This window comes from Bradyrhizobium cajani, from assembly GCF_009759665.1.
In the GTDB taxonomy this organism is placed as follows: Bacteria; Pseudomonadota; Alphaproteobacteria; order Rhizobiales; family Xanthobacteraceae; genus Bradyrhizobium; species Bradyrhizobium cajani.
Map to the genome: position 1 here is coordinate 14,122 of NZ_WQNE01000045.1, position 16,161 is coordinate 30,282.

12 protein-coding genes and 1 tRNA gene are annotated in these 16,161 nt (G+C 65.7%); 11 read left to right on the top strand and 2 right to left on the bottom strand.

Features of this window, described 5'->3' with window-relative positions:
- The first annotated feature begins 204 nt into the window (after window positions 1–204).
- The 11 genes from GPL20_RS34345 (at window position 205) to GPL20_RS34395 (ending at window position 14,976) form a co-directional block, all read left to right on the top strand.
- On the top strand, window positions 205–1,650 hold the full coding sequence (locus tag GPL20_RS34345; protein WP_157336460.1) for a sigma-54 interaction domain-containing protein: 1,446 nt from the start codon (window positions 205–207) through the stop codon (window positions 1,648–1,650).
- Window positions 1,651–1,980: 330 nt separating this feature from the next.
- A complete protein-coding gene (locus GPL20_RS34350; RefSeq protein WP_246251174.1) occupies window positions 1,981–3,291 on the top strand; it encodes an MFS transporter in 1,311 nt (436 codons plus the stop codon).
- 103 nt (window positions 3,292–3,394) lie between these two features.
- Complete coding sequence (locus tag GPL20_RS34355) at window positions 3,395–5,443, top strand: acyl CoA:acetate/3-ketoacid CoA transferase (RefSeq protein ID WP_309143246.1); 2,049 nt, start codon at window positions 3,395–3,397, stop codon at window positions 5,441–5,443.
- Window positions 5,444–5,553: 110 nt separating this feature from the next.
- Window positions 5,554–6,738 (top strand): substrate-binding domain-containing protein, encoded by a 1,185-nt coding sequence (locus GPL20_RS34360; protein ID WP_254126260.1) that lies wholly within the window; start codon window positions 5,554–5,556, stop codon window positions 6,736–6,738.
- Window positions 6,739–6,915: 177 nt separating this feature from the next.
- Window positions 6,916–7,692, top strand: coding sequence for an ABC transporter ATP-binding protein (locus GPL20_RS34365; RefSeq protein WP_157336464.1), 777 nt, complete (start codon window positions 6,916–6,918; stop codon window positions 7,690–7,692).
- Window positions 7,689–8,411: an ABC transporter ATP-binding protein gene (locus tag GPL20_RS34370; protein ID WP_157336466.1), complete on the top strand. Its 723-nt coding sequence runs from the start codon at window positions 7,689–7,691 to the stop codon at window positions 8,409–8,411. The genes GPL20_RS34365 and GPL20_RS34370 overlap by 4 nt, the downstream gene beginning before the upstream one ends.
- A complete protein-coding gene (locus GPL20_RS34375; protein ID WP_254126262.1) occupies window positions 8,408–9,418 on the top strand; it encodes a branched-chain amino acid ABC transporter permease in 1,011 nt (336 codons plus the stop codon). Before GPL20_RS34370 ends, GPL20_RS34375 begins: the two co-directional genes overlap by 4 nt.
- Complete coding sequence (locus GPL20_RS34380) at window positions 9,415–10,500, top strand: branched-chain amino acid ABC transporter permease (protein ID WP_157336468.1); 1,086 nt, start codon at window positions 9,415–9,417, stop codon at window positions 10,498–10,500. Before GPL20_RS34375 ends, GPL20_RS34380 begins: the two co-directional genes overlap by 4 nt.
- A gap of 174 nt (window positions 10,501–10,674) precedes the next feature.
- On the top strand, window positions 10,675–13,797 hold the full coding sequence (locus tag GPL20_RS34385; RefSeq protein WP_167533341.1) for a bifunctional diguanylate cyclase/phosphodiesterase: 3,123 nt from the start codon (window positions 10,675–10,677) through the stop codon (window positions 13,795–13,797).
- Window positions 13,797–14,840, top strand: a complete 1,044-nt coding sequence (locus GPL20_RS34390) for a sensor domain-containing diguanylate cyclase (RefSeq protein ID WP_157336470.1) — start codon at window positions 13,797–13,799, stop codon at window positions 14,838–14,840. Before GPL20_RS34385 ends, GPL20_RS34390 begins: the two co-directional genes overlap by 1 nt.
- A 59-nt stretch (window positions 14,841–14,899) precedes the next feature.
- Window positions 14,900–14,976 (top strand) — tRNA-Arg (locus GPL20_RS34395).
- A gap of 31 nt (window positions 14,977–15,007) precedes the next feature.
- On the opposite strand, the gene GPL20_RS34400 is transcribed toward GPL20_RS34395, so the two are convergent.
- Both GPL20_RS34400 and GPL20_RS34405 read right to left on the bottom strand, forming a co-directional pair.
- Entirely contained in the window at window positions 15,008–15,394 is a 387-nt protein-coding gene (locus GPL20_RS34400) for a RidA family protein (RefSeq protein WP_157336472.1), read from the bottom strand.
- A 429-nt stretch (window positions 15,395–15,823) separates the two neighbouring features.
- On the bottom strand, window positions 15,824–16,117 hold the full coding sequence (locus tag GPL20_RS34405) for a hypothetical protein (protein WP_157336473.1): 294 nt from the start codon (window positions 16,115–16,117) through the stop codon (window positions 15,824–15,826).
- Window positions 16,118–16,161: the final 44 nt, after the last annotated feature.

Consider the following 16,161-nt stretch of genomic DNA (forward strand, 5'->3'; position numbering starts at 1 on the left):
TTCGCCAAACCACTGCCTGTGGTTATCGCGACGAGCGCAAGCGCTCGCGCGGGGGTCCCGGATCTGCGCTCCGCTTCGCTGCGCTTGTCCGGGACGACGACTGAGGGCAAACGGGCGCCGTCGTTAACCCCGTCACGCCAATTCTCTCCTTTGAAATTGCTGGCCTTTTGCTAATAAGCGGGTGGACTTCCCGCGAGGTACGTCATGCCCGCCTCCTCCGCCGTCAGCGATCCCGTCTATCTCCGTGCGCGCGCGATGGTGACGCTGTTCGAGCGGCTGGAGCATCTCTGCGAGGGCGCGATTGCGATCGATCGCGGCGGGCGGGTCGTCTACGTCAACGAGAAATACCTTGCGGCGCTCGGCCTCAAGCGCACCTCCGAGGCGATCGGCCGGCCGATCGAGGAGATCATTCCGAACAGCCTGATGCGGAGGGTCGTCGAGACCGGCGAGCCGATCCTGCTCGACATCATGGAGCTCGGCGGCGAGCAGCTCGTCGTCACGCGGATGCCGATCGAGGACGAGAACCGCGAGATCATCGGCGCGATCGGTTTCGTGCTCTATGATCATCTGGAGAGCCTGAAGCCCCTGCTGGTCCGCGTCACGCAGCTCGAGAGCGATCTGCGGCTGGCGCGGCGGCAATTGTCCAACCCCCGCGCCGCGCGCTTCACCTTCGCCGATTTCGTCGGCGCGACGGCGGGAATCGCACAGGCCAAGGAGCTGGCTGCCCGCGCGGCGCGGCAGAACGTCACCGTGCTGCTGACCGGCGAGACCGGAACGGGCAAGGAGATGCTGGCGCAGGCGATCCACAACGCCTCCTCGCGCGCCGAAAAGCCGTTCGTCAGTGTCAATGTCGCGGCCATCCCCGATACGCTGATCGAGTCCGAATTCTTCGGCACCGCGCCCGGCGCCTATACCGGCGCCGACCGCAAGGGCCGCGAGGGCAAATTCCGCGTCGCCGACGGCGGCACCCTGTTCCTCGACGAGATCGGCGAGATGCCGCTGCAATTGCAGGCCAAGCTGCTGCGCGTGCTCCAGGAGCGCGAGATCGAGCCGCTCGGCTCGGACAAGGTGTCCAAGGTCGACGTCCGCGTGATCGCCGCCACCAATATGGATCTGCGCAAGCGCGTCAGCGACGGCGCGTTCCGGGCCGACCTCTATTACCGGCTGAACGTGCTCTCGATCGACCTGCCGCCGCTGCGCGACTGCCTGGGCGATCTTCCCGATATCAGCACGCGGCTGCTCGAGGACATCAGCGCCTCCGGCGATTACGTCAGCGCCAGGATCACGCCGAGCGCGCTTGCGGCGCTTGCCCGCTACGGCTGGCCGGGCAACGTCCGCGAGCTCCGCAACATCCTGGAGCGCGCGCTGATCCTCAGCGATTCCGGACGGCTGACCGGCGACGATTTTGCGCGCATCCTTCCGGTCGACGCCGATGCGAGCTTGGCCGCGCCGGCGCGGGCGGCCGGCATCGTGGTGCCCTATGCCGAGGCCGAGGCGGAGTTCGAGAAGCACACGCTCGAACAGGCGCTCGCGGCCAGCAACGGCCAGATCTCCGAGGCCGCCAAGATGCTGCGCATCTCGCGCGCCACCTTCTACAAGAAGCTCGCCAAGTTCGGGCTGGCTACAGGATCTGGCCCTGACGGCGTGTGAGGTTTTCGTGTCATTCCGGGGCGCGATGAAGTCGCGAGCCCGGAATCCATCGGGCCGCAGAGATCGTAGCGCCATGGATTCCGGGCTCGCGCTCACGCGCGCCCCGGAATGACGAGGGACTCGTGCCCGTCTGAGTTTCGAGACACCGCGTGTCCGGAGTCTCGGATTCCTGACACCGCGCCCGGCGCCCCTGCTTCGACGTCTGCACTGAATCTGCTGGGTTTTCAGCCCTCTTGCGCAAACTGACGGCATCTGGCGCGGAGCTTGCTCTTCGCTTTTGCACAATGACGCATGCTGCACATGCGCATTCGCAACCAGGGAGAGCGCCAGATGAGTGAAGCGATCACGATTCATCCGCTTCAGGCAAAGCAGCCGTCGCACGTCACGGTCGCCACGGCGAGCCTGATCGGCACGGCCATCGAGTGGTACGATTTCTTCCTCTACGGCACCGCCGCGGCGCTGATCTTCAACAAGCTGTTCTTCCCGACCTTCGACCCCATGATGGGAACGCTGCTGGCGTTCGCGACCTACGCGCTCGGCTTCATCGCGCGCCCGCTCGGCGGCGTCGTGTTCGGACACTACGGCGACAAGATCGGCCGCAAGACCATGCTCTATCTCACGCTGCTGATCATGGGCGCAGCGACCGCGGCGATCGGCTTCCTGCCGACCTACGAGACCGCCGGCATCTGGGCGGCGATCCTGCTCGTGACCTGCCGCCTGATCCAGGGCTTTGGTCTCGGTGGCGAATGGGGCGGCGCCGTGCTGATGGCGGTCGAGCACGCCCCCGCCGACAGACGCGGCTTCTACGGCAGCTGGCCGCAGCTCGGGGCGCCGCTCGGCCTCGTGCTCGGCACGCTGGTATTCTCCGTGGTGTCCTCGGTGCTGACCGACGCCCAGCTCTATGCCTGGGGCTGGCGCATCCCGTTCCTGTTCTCGATCGCGCTGGTGCTGGTCGGCCTGTGGATCCGCTTCACCATCGCGGAATCGCCGGAATTCCAGAAGGTCAAGGACACCAAGCAGGAAGTGAAGATGCCGATCCTCGAGGCGATCCGGATGTATCCCAAGAACATCCTGCTCGCGATGGGCGCGCGCTTCGCCGAAAACGGCTTCTTCTACATCTACGCGACCTTCGTGCTCGCTTACGCCACGCAGTCGCTCGGCATGAACAAGCAGGACATGCTCAACGGCGTGCTGATCGGCGCGGCGATCGAGACCTTCACCATTCCGGCATTCGGGGCGCTGTCCGACCGCGTCGGGCGGCGGCCGATCTACATCTTCGGCGCGGTCTTTTCCGCACTGATGTCGTTTCCGCTGTTCATGCTGCTGTCGACCAAGAACCCGCAATATGCCTGGATCGCGATCGTGCTGGGCCTCGCCGTCGGCCACGCCGCGATGTACGGCCCGCAGGCGAGCTTCCTGTCCGAGCTGTTCGGCACCAAGGTGCGCTACAGCGGCGTCTCGCTCGGCTACAACCTCGCCTCGATCTTCGCCGGCGCGCTGTCGCCGCTGATCGCGACCGGCCTGATGACGGCCTATGCACCGGCCACCTGGCCGATCTCGCTCTACATGATCGCGCTGGCGCTCATCACCATCGTGTCGGTCTATTTCGCCACCGAAACGCGCAAGATGGTTCAGGCCTGAGACCCCTCCCGTCGCGAGGAGCAGCCTGTTGCAGGGCCGCTCCTCGCGATAAGATCGACGCACCGCAACGACGGCATACTGTCCATGAATCGGGAGGAACGCCGTGAACCAGCACCCAGCTCTGCCCTATTTGCGTAATTCGGAAAAAGGCAAGGTCGTCACCGCGGCGGAAGCCATCATGCTGATCCGCGACGGCGACACGGTCGCCACCGGCGGCTTCGTCGGCATCGGTTTCGCTGAAGAGATCGCAGTTGCGCTGGAGGAACTCTATCTCGCGAGCGAGGGCGATGCGCCCTACACCCAAGGCAAGCCGCGCAATCTGACGCTGGTCTATGCCGCGGGCCAGGGCGACGGCAAGCATCGCGGCCTCAATCATTTCGCGCATGAAGGCTTGGTCCGCCGCGTGATCGGCGGCCATTGGGGCCTTGCCCCCAAACTGCAGCAGCTTGCGATCGCGGGCCAGATCGAGGCCTACAACCTGCCGCAAGGCGTGATCACCCATCTGTTCCGCGACATCGCCGCACACCGGCCCGGCCACATCACCCGCGTCGGCATGGGCACCTTCGTCGACCCCCGCAATGGCGGCGGCAAGCTGAATGAACGCACCACCGAGGACATGGTGGAGCTGATCAGGATCGGCGGCGAGGACTGCCTGCTCTACAAGACATTCCCCATCCATGTCGGCATCATCCGTGCCACCACCGGCGATCCCGACGGCAACCTCACCATGGAGAAGGAGGCGCTGACGCTGGAAGCGCTCGCCATCGCCATGGCGGCGCATAATTCCGGTGGCATCGTCATCGCGCAGGTCGAGCGCGTCGCCGAAAGCGGCAGCCTCAATCCGCGCCAGGTCAGGATTCCCGGCATCCTCGTCGATTGCGTCGTGGTGGCGAAGCCCGAGCATCACTGGCAGACGTTCGGCACCCAATATAACCCCGCCTATTCGAGCGAGATCCGGGTGCGCGCGGCGTCGCTGCCGGTGATGCCGATGAGCGAGCGCAAGATCATCGCCCGCCGCGCCGCGTTCGAATTGAAGGCCAACAGCGTCGTCAATCTCGGCATCGGCATGCCCGAAGGCATCGCCTCGGTCGCCAATGAGGAGCGCATCATCGACCTGATCACGCTGACGGCGGAGCCCGGCGTGATCGGCGGCATTCCCGCGAGCGGGATCGATTTCGGCGCGGCGATCAACACCCAGGCGGTGATCGACCAGCCCTACCAGTTCGACTTCTACGACGGCGGCGGCTTGGATGCCGCCTTCCTCGGCCTCGCCCAGGTCGATCGCGCCGGCAACCTCAATGTCAGCAAGTTCGGGCCGAAGCTCGCCGGCGCCGGCGGCTTCATCAATATCAGCCAGAACGCCAAGGAGGTCGTGTTCGTCGGCACCTTCGGCGCGGGCAAGCAGCGCATCGCGGTCGAGGGCGGCAAGCTGTCGATCGTCGAGGAGGCGACGTCGCGCAAATTCGTCGACAAGGTCGAGCATGTCACCTTCAGCGGCGCCATTTCGGCGGCGCGGGGACAGCGGGTGCTCTATGTCACCGAACGCTGCGTCTTCAGCCTGCGCCCCGACGGCCTCGAGCTCGTCGAGGTCGCGCCCGGCATCGACATCGAACGCGACATCCTGCGCCTGATGGATTTCAAGCCGCTGATCCCGCGCAACCCGGTGCAGATGGACGCACGCATCTTCCGCGAGGACATGATGGAGCTGCGCGAAAGACTGCTGACCATCCCGCTCGACCAGCGCTTCACGCTGGACGAGCAGCAGAACCTGTTCTTCGTCAACCTGGAACGCTATCCGCTGCGCAGCAAGGCCGAGATCGACACCATCGCTGAAATCGTCGAGTCCAAGCTGGCGCCGCTCGGCCGCCGGGTCTACGCCATCGTCAATTATGACAACTTCTCGATCCTGCCGGAATTGATGGACGATTATTCGGCCATGGTGCGCAGCCTCGTCGACCGCTTCTATTCCGGCGTGTCGCGCTACACCACGTCCGGCTTCCTGCGCATCAAGCTCGGCGAGGCCCTGGAGCGGCGCGGCGTCGCGCCGCATATCTTCGAGAGCGCGGAAGAGGCGCAGTCGGATCGGCGGCAGGTCGAGGCAACGGCCGCCTCGATCATACCCGACGCTACACGCGTCACACGGCAGGCCTAAAAATGATGCATGCTCGCATGCCGGCATGCTCCGCCGGAAGGTTCAATTGCAATGTTCGTAACGTTGTGCAAATCGCTGTCACCACAAGTCTTGAATCAGGAGGGACCATCGTGCGTCGATCACTCATCATAACAACAACCATCCTCGCGCTCGCCGCGGGCACCTCCGCACGGGCCGACGATCTCAAGGTCGCGCTGATCTACGGCAAGACCGGTCCGCTCGAAGCCTATGCCAAGCAGACCGAGACCGGCCTGAAAATGGGCTTTGAATACGCCACCAAGGGCACCATGTCGCTCGACGGCCGCAAGATCGTCATCATCACCAAGGACGACCAGGGCAAGCCGGACCTGTCGAAGGCCGCGCTCGCGGAAGCCTATCAGGACGACAAGGCGGACATCGCGATCGGCACGACCTCGTCGGCCGCGGCGCTCGCCATTCTCCCGGTCGCCGAGGAGAACAAGAAGATCCTGATCGTCGAGCCCGCGGTCGCGGACCAGATTACCGGCGAGAAGTGGAATCGCTACATCTTCCGCACCGCGCGCAATTCGTCGCAGGACGCGATCTCCAATGCGGTCGCGATCGGCAAGCAGGGCGTCACCGTGGCGACGCTGGCGCAGGACTACGCCTTCGGCCGCGACGGCGTCGCCGCCTTCAAGGAGGCGCTGGCCAAGACCGGCGCGACGCTCGCCGCCGAAGAATATGCGCCGACCTCGACCACCGACTTCACCGCGGTCGGCCAGCGCCTGTTCGACGCGCTGAAGGACAAGCCGGGCCGCAAGGTGATCTGGGTGATCTGGGCCGGCGCCGGCAATCCGCTGGCCAAGCTCCAGGACATGGACCCGAAGCGCTACGGCATCGAGCTGTCCACCGGCGGCAACATCCTGCCGGCGCTCGCCGCCTACAAGGGCCTGCCCGGCATGGAGGGCGCGACCTATTATTTCTATGAGATTCCGAAGAACCCGGTGAACGACTGGCTGGTCGCCGAGCACCAGAAGCGCTTCAACGCGCCGCCGGACTTCTTCACCGCGGGCGGCTTTGCCGCCGCGATGTCCGTCGTCGCCGCCGTCACCAAGGCGAAGTCGACCGACACCGAGAAGCTGATCACGGCGATGGAAGGCCTGGAGTTCGACACGCCGAAGGGCAAGATGGTGTTCCGCAAGGAGGACCATCAGGCGCTCCAGAGCATGTATCACTTCAAGGTCAAGGTCGATCCGAACGTCGCCTGGGCCGTGCTCGAGCCGGTGCGCGAGCTGAAGATCGAGGACATGGACGTTCCCGTCCGCAACAAGCGCTGAGCGCTCTTGCTTCACCTCTCCCGCTTGCGGGAGAGGTCGGCGCGAAGCGCCGGGTGAGGGCTTTCTCCTCTCGGGGACTGTCCCGTTGCGGAGATACCCTCTCCCCTGCCCTCCCCCGCAAGCGGGGGAGGGGGCGCTCCGTGATCGCGGATACACCCCAAACTCATCAGACGCTCAATGACTCTGACCCTCGAAACCCGCGATCTCACCATCCGCTTTGGCGGCCACGTCGCGGTCAACAGCGTGACCTGCACGTTCCGCCCGGGTGAGCTCACCGCGATCGTCGGGCCGAACGGCGCCGGCAAGACCACCTATTTCAACCTGATCTCAGGCCAGCTCCGCGCCTCGAGCGGCAGCATCCTGTTCGACGGCACCGACATCACCCAGCATTCCGCGCCGCTGCGCACCCGCGCCGGCCTTGGCCGCGCCTTCCAGCTCACCAACCTCTTTCCGAACCTGACCGTGGAAGAGAACGTGCGCCTCGCCGTGCAGGCGGCGAACGGCACCCATTACGACATGCTGCGGCCCTGGATGGTCCGCCGCGACCTGATCGCCCGCGCAGACGGCATCCTCGACCAGGTTGCGCTCGGCAGCCGCCGGGGCGTCGCCGCGACCGCACTGTCGCATGGCGACCAGCGCAAGCTCGAGGTCGCCCTGATGATCGCGCTGGAGCCGAAAGTGTTCATGTTCGACGAGCCGACCGCCGGCATGAGCATCGACGAGGTGCCGGTCGTTTTGAACCTGATCGCGCAGCTCAAGCAGGACAGGAGCAAGATCATCCTCCTCGTCGAGCACAAGATGGACGTGGTGCGCTCGCTCGCCGATCGCATCATCGTGCTGCATAACGGGCAACTTGTTGCGGATGGCCCGCCCGCCGAGGTGATCGCCTCGCCGATCGTGCAGGAAGCCTATCTCGGCGTCGCTCCCAAGAACGCCGCAGAGAGTGCAGCATGACAGACCTTCTGAGACTCTCCGGCGTGCACACCCATATCGGCCGCTATCACATCCTCCAGGGCATCGACCTCGCCGTTCCGCAGGGACAGGTCACGATGCTGCTCGGCCGCAACGGCGCCGGCAAGACCACGACGCTGCGCACCATCATGGGCCTGTGGCAGGCCTCCAGCGGCGAGATCAGCCTCGCCGGGGAGCGCATCGAGAGCCGCGCCACGCCCGACATCGCGCGGCTCGGCGTCGGCTACGTGCCGGAGAGCATGGCCGTGTTCTCCGACCTGACGGTGAAAGAGAACCTCGTCCTCGCCGCGCGCGACGGGCCGCTCGACGACGCCCAGCTCGACTGGATCTTCGGCTTCTTCCCGGCGCTGCGCCGGTTCTGGCTGTCGCGGGCCGGAAGCCTCTCGGGCGGACAGAAGCAGATGTTGTCCATTGCGCGCGCCATCATCGAGCCGCGCAAGCTGCTGCTGATCGACGAGCCGACCAAGGGCCTGGCGCCGGCGATCGTGATGGCGCTGATCGAGTGCCTGAAGGAGATCAAGCGCGAGGGCGCGACGATCCTCCTGGTCGAACAGAATTTCTTTGCCGCCCGCGAGCTCGGCGACAACGTGCTGGTCATGGACAACGGCACCATCGTCCATCGCGGCGAGATGGCGGCGCTCGCCGCCGACGTGCCGCTGCAGGAGCGGCTGCTCGGCCTGAGTCTGGAGGCGCATCAGTGACTGAACTTGCCGCAAATGATCCGCTGCCGAAGCCGAAGCGCGACATCGCGCCGGTTCTGCTGCCAATCGCGGTCGCGCTTGTCATGATCCCGCTGATCGGCTCGCCCAGCACCTGGCTGACGCTGACCGCGGCGAGCCTCGCCATGGGCATGATGATCTTCATCATGGCCTCCGGGCTCACCCTCGTGTTCGGCCTGATGGACGTGCTCAATTTCGGCCATGGCGCGTTCATCGCCGTCGGCGCCTATGTCGCAACCCTGGTGCTGGCGCCGTTCGCGGCCTCCATCCAGGCGGATTCGCTGTGGATGAACCTCGCGGTGCTGGCGCCGGCGGCGCTGCTGTCGATGGCGGTCTCCGGCGCGCTCGGCCTGGTCGTCGAGCGCGTGCTGATCCTGCCGGTCTACGGCCAGCACCTGAAGCAGATCCTGATGACCACGGGCGGCCTGATCGTCGCCGAGCAGACGCTGTATGCGCTGTGGGGCCCCCAGATCATTCCGATGCCGCTGCCGGCCTCGCTGCGCGGCTCCTTCATCCTCGGCGACGTCGCCATCGCCAAATACCGCGTGCTGGCGATGCTGATCGGCCTCGCCATCTTCATCGCGATCCAGCTCGTGCTCAACCGCACCAAGCTCGGCCTGCTGATCCGCGCCGGCGTCGAGAACCGCGAGATGGTCGAGGCGCTCGGCTATCGCATCCGGCGCCTGTTCCTCGGCGTGTTCATGACGGGCTCGGCGCTGGCCGGCCTCGGCGGCGTGATGTGGGCGCTCTACCGCGAGCAGGTCCATGCCTCCATGAGCGACGACCTCACCGTGCTCATTTTCATCGTGGTCATCATCGGCGGCCTCGGCTCGATCGGCGGCTGCTTCATCGGTGCGATCCTGGTGGCGATGGTCGCCAATTACGGCGGCTTCCTGGTGCCGAAGCTCGCCCTCGTCTCCAACATCCTGCTGATGGTCGCCATCCTGATGTGGCGTCCGCGCGGCCTCTATGCGGTGACCAGCCGATGATGATCCTGTCGGGCGATCCGCCGCGCAGCCGCGTGCTCACGCTTCTTCTCGTCGTCATCATCCTGGCGCTGGCGGCAACACCGTTCCTGTTCCCGGGGGCCAAGGCGCTGAACGTCGCAGCCAAGATCTGCGTCTTCGCCGCGCTGGTCGCCTCCTACGACCTGCTGCTCGGCTATACCGGCTCGGTGTCGTTCGCCCACACCATGTTCTACGGCATCGGCAGCTACGCGATCGCCATCGCACTGTACGGGATGGGGCCCAACTGGGCCGCGGTCGCAACCGGCATCGTCATTGGCCTGCCGCTCGCGGCTCTGCTCGCGCTCGCCATCGGCCTGTTCTCGCTGCGCGTGGCCGCGATCTTCTTTGCCATGATCACCCTCGCGGTCGCTTCCGCGTTCCAGGTGCTGGCCTCGCAGCTGTCCTGGCTGACCGGCGGCGAGGACGGCCGCAGCTTTCAGCTGCCCGAGCTGCTGCGTCCCGGCACCGTGCTGATCTCGAAGAACCTGTTCGGCTTCGAGATCAACGGCCGCATCCTGACTTTCTATCTGGTGTTCGCCATCTCGGCCCTGATGATCCTCGCCTTGCTGCGGGTGGTGAACTCGCCGTTCGGGCGCGTGCTCCAGGCGATCCGCGAGAACCGTTTCCGCGCCGAAGCGCTCGGCTTCCGCACCGTGTTTCACCTGACCTACGCCAACTGCCTCGCCGCCCTCGTCGCCGCCAGCGCCGGCATTTTGAACGCGCTGTGGCTGCGCTACGCCGGGCCGGACACCTCGCTCAGTTTCTCGATCATGCTGGATATCCTGCTGATGGTCGTGATCGGCGGCATGGGCACGATCTACGGTGCGATCATCGGCGCCACCATCTTCATCCTCGCGCAGAACTATTTGCAGTCGCTGATGGGCGTCGCCTCCCAGGCGGCGTCGGAAGCGGGCCTGCCGCTGCTGCCGGGGCTGTTGCATCCCGACCGCTGGCTGCTGTGGCTCGGGCTGCTGTTCATTGCCAGCGTCTACTTCTTCCCGACCGGCGTGGTCGGACGGCTGCGCAAGGCGGGCGGCGACAAGAGCGCGGACGCCTCGCATTAAGCACCGGTTAATGGTGCAGCGCAGCGATTGTTGCGAGCCTCGCGCAACCGCGAAGCGATTCCCGCCCTGCTGCATGCCGGTGCGGCCGCGCAACCCGATTAATGCTTAGGTAACTGGCTTTCCTAAGGTTTGGGCCATTTGTGCGGTGTATTTCTGTTTCTCCAGGGAGGGGGAATGCACCAGGTCTTTTCCAGGGCGGCAGCCGGAATGTCCCTAGCCGCGAACAACGGCTGGGCGGCCTTGGCGCGGCGTGGTCCCGTGCTGTGGCTGACCTTGTGCGGCGTGTTGCTGGTCGCGGGCATCTTCACCGTGACCGCCATGGCTGTCGGCGAATTTCGCGAGCGCACCCTCGCCAACCGCGAGCGCGAGCTGGAAAACACGGTGCAGCTGATCGCGCGGCACTTTGATCAGCAATTTGAGGATTCCGACGTCGTCGCCGCCGACGTGATCGGGCAGATGAAGCTGCCGGAGATCACCTCGCCCGCGATGTTCCGCGAGCGCATGTCCGGGCTCGCGACGAACCAGATGCTGCGCAGCAAGATCAGCTCCGTGTCCTATCTCGGCGACATCGCGATTTACGACGCCGAGGGCGAGCTGATCAACTGGTCGCGGGCCCAGCCGCTGCCCAAGATCAACGTCTCCTCGCGAGCCTATTTCCAGACCTTCAAGTCCGATCCGATGGCCGAATCGGTCATCCTGGAATCGGTCCGGAGCTTCATCATCGGCAAATGGACCACGATCGTCGCGCGCCGGCTGAACGGCGCGGACGGCACCTTCCTCGGCGCGATGGTCCGGCGGATCGATCCGGACAGCTACCAGCAGTATTTCGCATCCGTCGCGCTTGCCGAGGGTACGGCAATCGCGCTGTTCGATCGCGAAGGCAAGATGCTGGCGCGCTACCCGCACCTCGAGGAATTGATCGGACGGAGCTTCAAGGATGCGCCGCTGATGCAGAAGGTGCTGTCCAAGGGCGGTCAGCACACGCTTCGGGTCAGGAGCCCAATCGATGGCGAGGAGCGGCTCGGCTCGGCCGCATCGCTGACGCACTTCCCGCTGGTCATCGTCGCCACCAACACGACGGCCGCCGCGCTCGCGGACTGGCGGCAGCAGACCAACTTCATGGTTACGACGGCGACGCTTTCGGCCACCGTGATCGCGCTGATCCTCTATTTCATCATTCGTCAGATCAGCCGGCAGAATCGCGAGGCCCAGGAACGGATCGAATCCGAGCGACAGCGGCTCGACACCGCCTTGAACAACATGTCGCAGGGGCTGATCCTGTACGATGCCGCCGGATACATCGTCACCTGCAACCGCCGCTACGCCGACATGTTCGGCCTCTCCCACGACGTCATCAAGCCCGGCTGCCACATCCGCGAGGCGATGCACCATCGCAAGGAGCGTGACGCGTTCGACGGCGATGTCGAGGAATTCTGCGCCGATGTCATGAGGATCGTCACCGAAGGCACGGTATCCACGCGAATTCATCAGCTGGCCAACGGCCGCGCCTTCCAGGTCATCAACACCCCGCTCGCGCAGGGCGGATGGGTCGCCACGATCGAAGACATCACCGAGCGCCGCAACCTGGAGCAGGAGCGCGACCGCAACTACACGTTCCTGCGCGAGATCATCGACCATATTCCGTCGCGGATCACCGTGAAGGACGCCCGGACGCGGCGCTACCTGCTGGCCAACCAGGTGGCCGAGGAACAGCTCGACGAGACCCAAGAGACGATCGTCGGCAAGACCGCGTTCGATATCTACCCTGCAGAGTCCGCCGAGATCATCACCCGGGACGACGACCAGCTCCTGCAATCGCAGGACGGGCTGTTCCTGGATGAGCACGTCTGGAGCACTCCCGCCGCCGGCCGGCGCTACATCACCTCGCGGCGGATCGGCATCCGCGACAAGTCCGGCGAGCCGCGTTACATCATCAACGTCGTCGAGGACGTCACCGAGCGGCGACGCGCCGACGAGAAGATTGCGCATATGGCGCATTACGACGCGCTGACCGACCTGCCGAACCGCACGCTGTTCCGCGAGCAGATCGAACGCGAACTGGACAAGGTCGCCGGCGGCAAGCAATTCGCGCTGCTGTACATCGACGTCGACGAATTCAAGGGCATCAACGATTCGCTCGGCCATCACGTCGGCGACGAGCTGTTGAAGGCGATCGCGGGCCGCATCCGCGGCTGCCTCAAGCAGGGCGACCTGATCGCGCGGCTCGGCGGCGACGAATTCGCGGTCATCCAGACCGGAATCCAGTCCGCTGCCGACGTGGTGTCGTTCGTGACGCGGATCTACGAGGCGATCCGGCAGCCTTTTCACTGTCTCGGCCATCAGCTCTCCACCGACGCGAGCATCGGGATCGCACTGGCGCCGCAGGACGGCAGCGATCTCGACCAGCTCGTCAAGAACGCCGACCTCGCAATGTACGGCGCCAAGGCCGAAGGACGCCGCACCCACCGCTTCTTCGAGCCGGAGATGGATGCGAGCGCCAAGGCGCGGCTGAACATGGAGCAGGATTTGCGCCAGGCCCTGGTGAATGGCGGCTTCGAGATTCACTACCAGCCGCTGGTCGATCTGCGCTCGGGCGCGGTCTCCGGCTGCGAGGCGCTGCTGCGCTGGCGGCATCCCGAGCGCGGGATGGTGTCGCCGGCCGAATTCATACCGGTCGCCGAGGACACCGGCCTGATCAACGAGCTCGGCGACTGGGTGCTGCGGATGGCCTGCAACGAGGCCGCGACCTGGCCCGCGCATGTGCGCGTCGCGGTCAACGTCTCGCCGGTTCAGCTCAAATGCGACACGCTGGCCTTGCGGATCGCCGGTGCGCTCGCCGCCTCCGGGCTCGCTCCTTCCCGGCTCGAGCTCGAGATCACCGAGGCCGTGCTGATCCGCGACGACGAGGCGGCGCTCTCGATCCTGCACCAGCTCCGCGCGATCGGCGTGCGCATCGCGCTCGACGATTTCGGCACCGGCTATTCCTCGCTCAGCTACCTGAAGCGCTTCCCGTTCGACAAGATCAAGATCGACCGCTGCTTCGTCGCCGACATCGCCGAGACGCCCGGCGCGCCCGTGATCGTGCAGGCGGTGGTGAACATCGCCGCCGCCAGCAGCATGACCACGGTCGCCGAAGGCGTCGAGACCGAGGCTCAGCGCGAGATGCTGCGCGCACTCGGCTGCACCGAGATGCAGGGCTATCTGTTCAGTGCGCCGAAACCGGCCGCCGAGGTGCGAAAACTGTTCGGCGCGGGCGATGGCTTGCCCGGAGTCCTGCCGGTGGCGGCGGTGGCCTGATGCCGAAGTCGCGCAAGACCGTCGACGTTGCGGATTCCTATGCGGTGCGGCTGATGCAGCATCTGGTGGTGCCGACCTTCGTGATCGACCCCAAGCGCCGCGTCGTGATCTGGAACAGAGCCTGCGAGCGGCTGACCGGCGTTGCCGCCTCGGAGGTGATCGGCACCACGAAGCACTGGCAGGCCTTCTACGAGACCAGGCGCCCCTGCCTCGCCGACCTCGTCGCGCGCGACTGCCCCGAGCAGCTGCCGGAGTATTATTCGGAATACGCGGCGCGCGGCCACAACGGGCTCGGCTTCAGCGCGGAAAACTGGTGCGTGATGCCGAAGCTCGGCAGCCAGCTTTATCTCGCCATCGACGCCGGCCCGATCCACGACGAGGCCGGCCACCTGATCGCCGTGGTGGAGACGCTGCGCGACCTCACCGACCAGAAGCGCGCCGAGATGGCGCTGAAGGAGCTCGCCACCAAGGACGGGCTGACCGGGCTCTCCAACCGCCGCTCCTTCGACCAGATGCTGGTCACGGAATGGGCCCGCGCCCAGCGGACGCAGAAGCCGCTCGCGCTGCTGTTCGTCGACGTCGATCATTTCAAGCTGTTCAACGACCGCCACGGCCATCAGATCGGCGACGAGTGCCTGCGCGCGATCGCTGATGTCGTCAGCCGCCACGCCGTGCGCCCGCTCGACCTCGCCGGCCGCTATGGCGGCGAGGAGTTCGCGTTGATCCTGCCGGACATGGATTGCGATTCCGCCTGCGCCGTCGCGGAGGAGATCCGCGGCGCCATCATGGCCTTGCAGATAGCCCACGGCGCCACGGGCGCCGGCGACCACGTCACCCTCAGCGTCGGCGTCGCAAGCCACCTTCCGAGCGGCGCCGATGGCGGCCCCGACCGGCTGCTCGGCGCGGCTGACGAGGCGCTCTATGTGGCCAAACGGCTCGGCCGCAACCGCGTCATCTGCGCCGAACGGGTGCTTGCCGAGTTCGCCGCCCTGGGCCGGGAGACCGCAGCGGTTCCGGCCCCCGGACGGCGCAAATCGGCCTAGAGCCATACGGCGAGAAGCGGTTGCCCGCCCCTCGCCAATCGGCTACATGAACCCTCGCTGCACCCGTAGCTCAGCTGGATAGAGCGTTGCCCTCCGAAGGCAAAGGTCACACGTTCGAATCGTGTCGGGTGCGCCACTTCGCAGAATCGGATCATGCGCAGGCATGCTCATTCCGCTGCGATGGCCTCGATCTCCAGCAGCCATTTGCCATCGACGGTCTCGGCGACGATCACCGTCAAGGCCGGCTCGTGATCCCCGAATATCCGCCGGCGAATGGCGCGATTGGCGAGAAGCTGGCTGCGATCGGTCAGGAACGTCGTGACCTTGACCAGATGCTCGACCCCGAGCCCCGCGGCGGCGAGCACGGCGAAGACGTTGCGCCAGGCCTGCTCGCATTGCGCCTCGAAACCTTCGGGCACGCTTCCGTCGGGCCGCTCCGGCACCTGGCCGCTGACGAACAGCAGCCGGCGATGCTGGTCAAGCTCCAGCCCCATGCTGTATCCGCCTGCCGGCGGATGCACGGCGGCGGGGTTGTGGCGAGTGATACGGGCCATGTCATTCTGCTCCTTTTGAATTCGCGGGCGGCGGCGACGGCGCCGACGCTCTGAAAACCAACCGCACGACCAACCCTAGACAGGGACATGGGCATTCGGCAAAGCAGAATTGGTGACGGCAAGGTGCAGAAAATCTATTGCAAGGTAGGCAGCGGATCGGCGCCGGACAGTGCGGCGATGACCTGCGTTCTTCTCTGCTCAATGCGTTGTGCGGCTTCGCGCCGTATGGCGTTGATCAGCTTCCGCACCACGCGGGCGCGCGGTGCGGCCTAAAGCCGATGGGTCGCGCGCGGGAGCTGACTTCGTCCCGCGGCCATTGCTCATCCTGGCGACCTCTGGGGTCATCGGCGGCCGTGCTATCGTCGTCGCCGACAACACGTTTCGACGGCGCAATCGAACCTTCCGTCGGGCTCGGCGCCGTGGCGCCCGTCAATGTCTGACGTGCTCGAACACGACGATCACACCGGTCGGCTCGGGCTCGTGCGCCATCAGGCGCGTCAGGTCCGAATCGCCCCAATCGGCCAGACTGACGACTTCGCCGCTCTGGCGCTCCGCCCCGACCGACGGCGTGGGCTCAAGCACCTTGAGGCCGGTCTCGTCCACGAAGAAGGTGTGTTCGCCGAACATGCTGTTGAGCTGCGGCATGGCCGGATGCTCGTCGGGCAGCACCTGAGCGCCGAGTTGCCTGACGGTCTGCTTCACTTGCTCGGACGTTAGCTTCATGCGCTGCTCCGTTTTGTGATGTCGGGTTTCATAGAGCCGGGTCG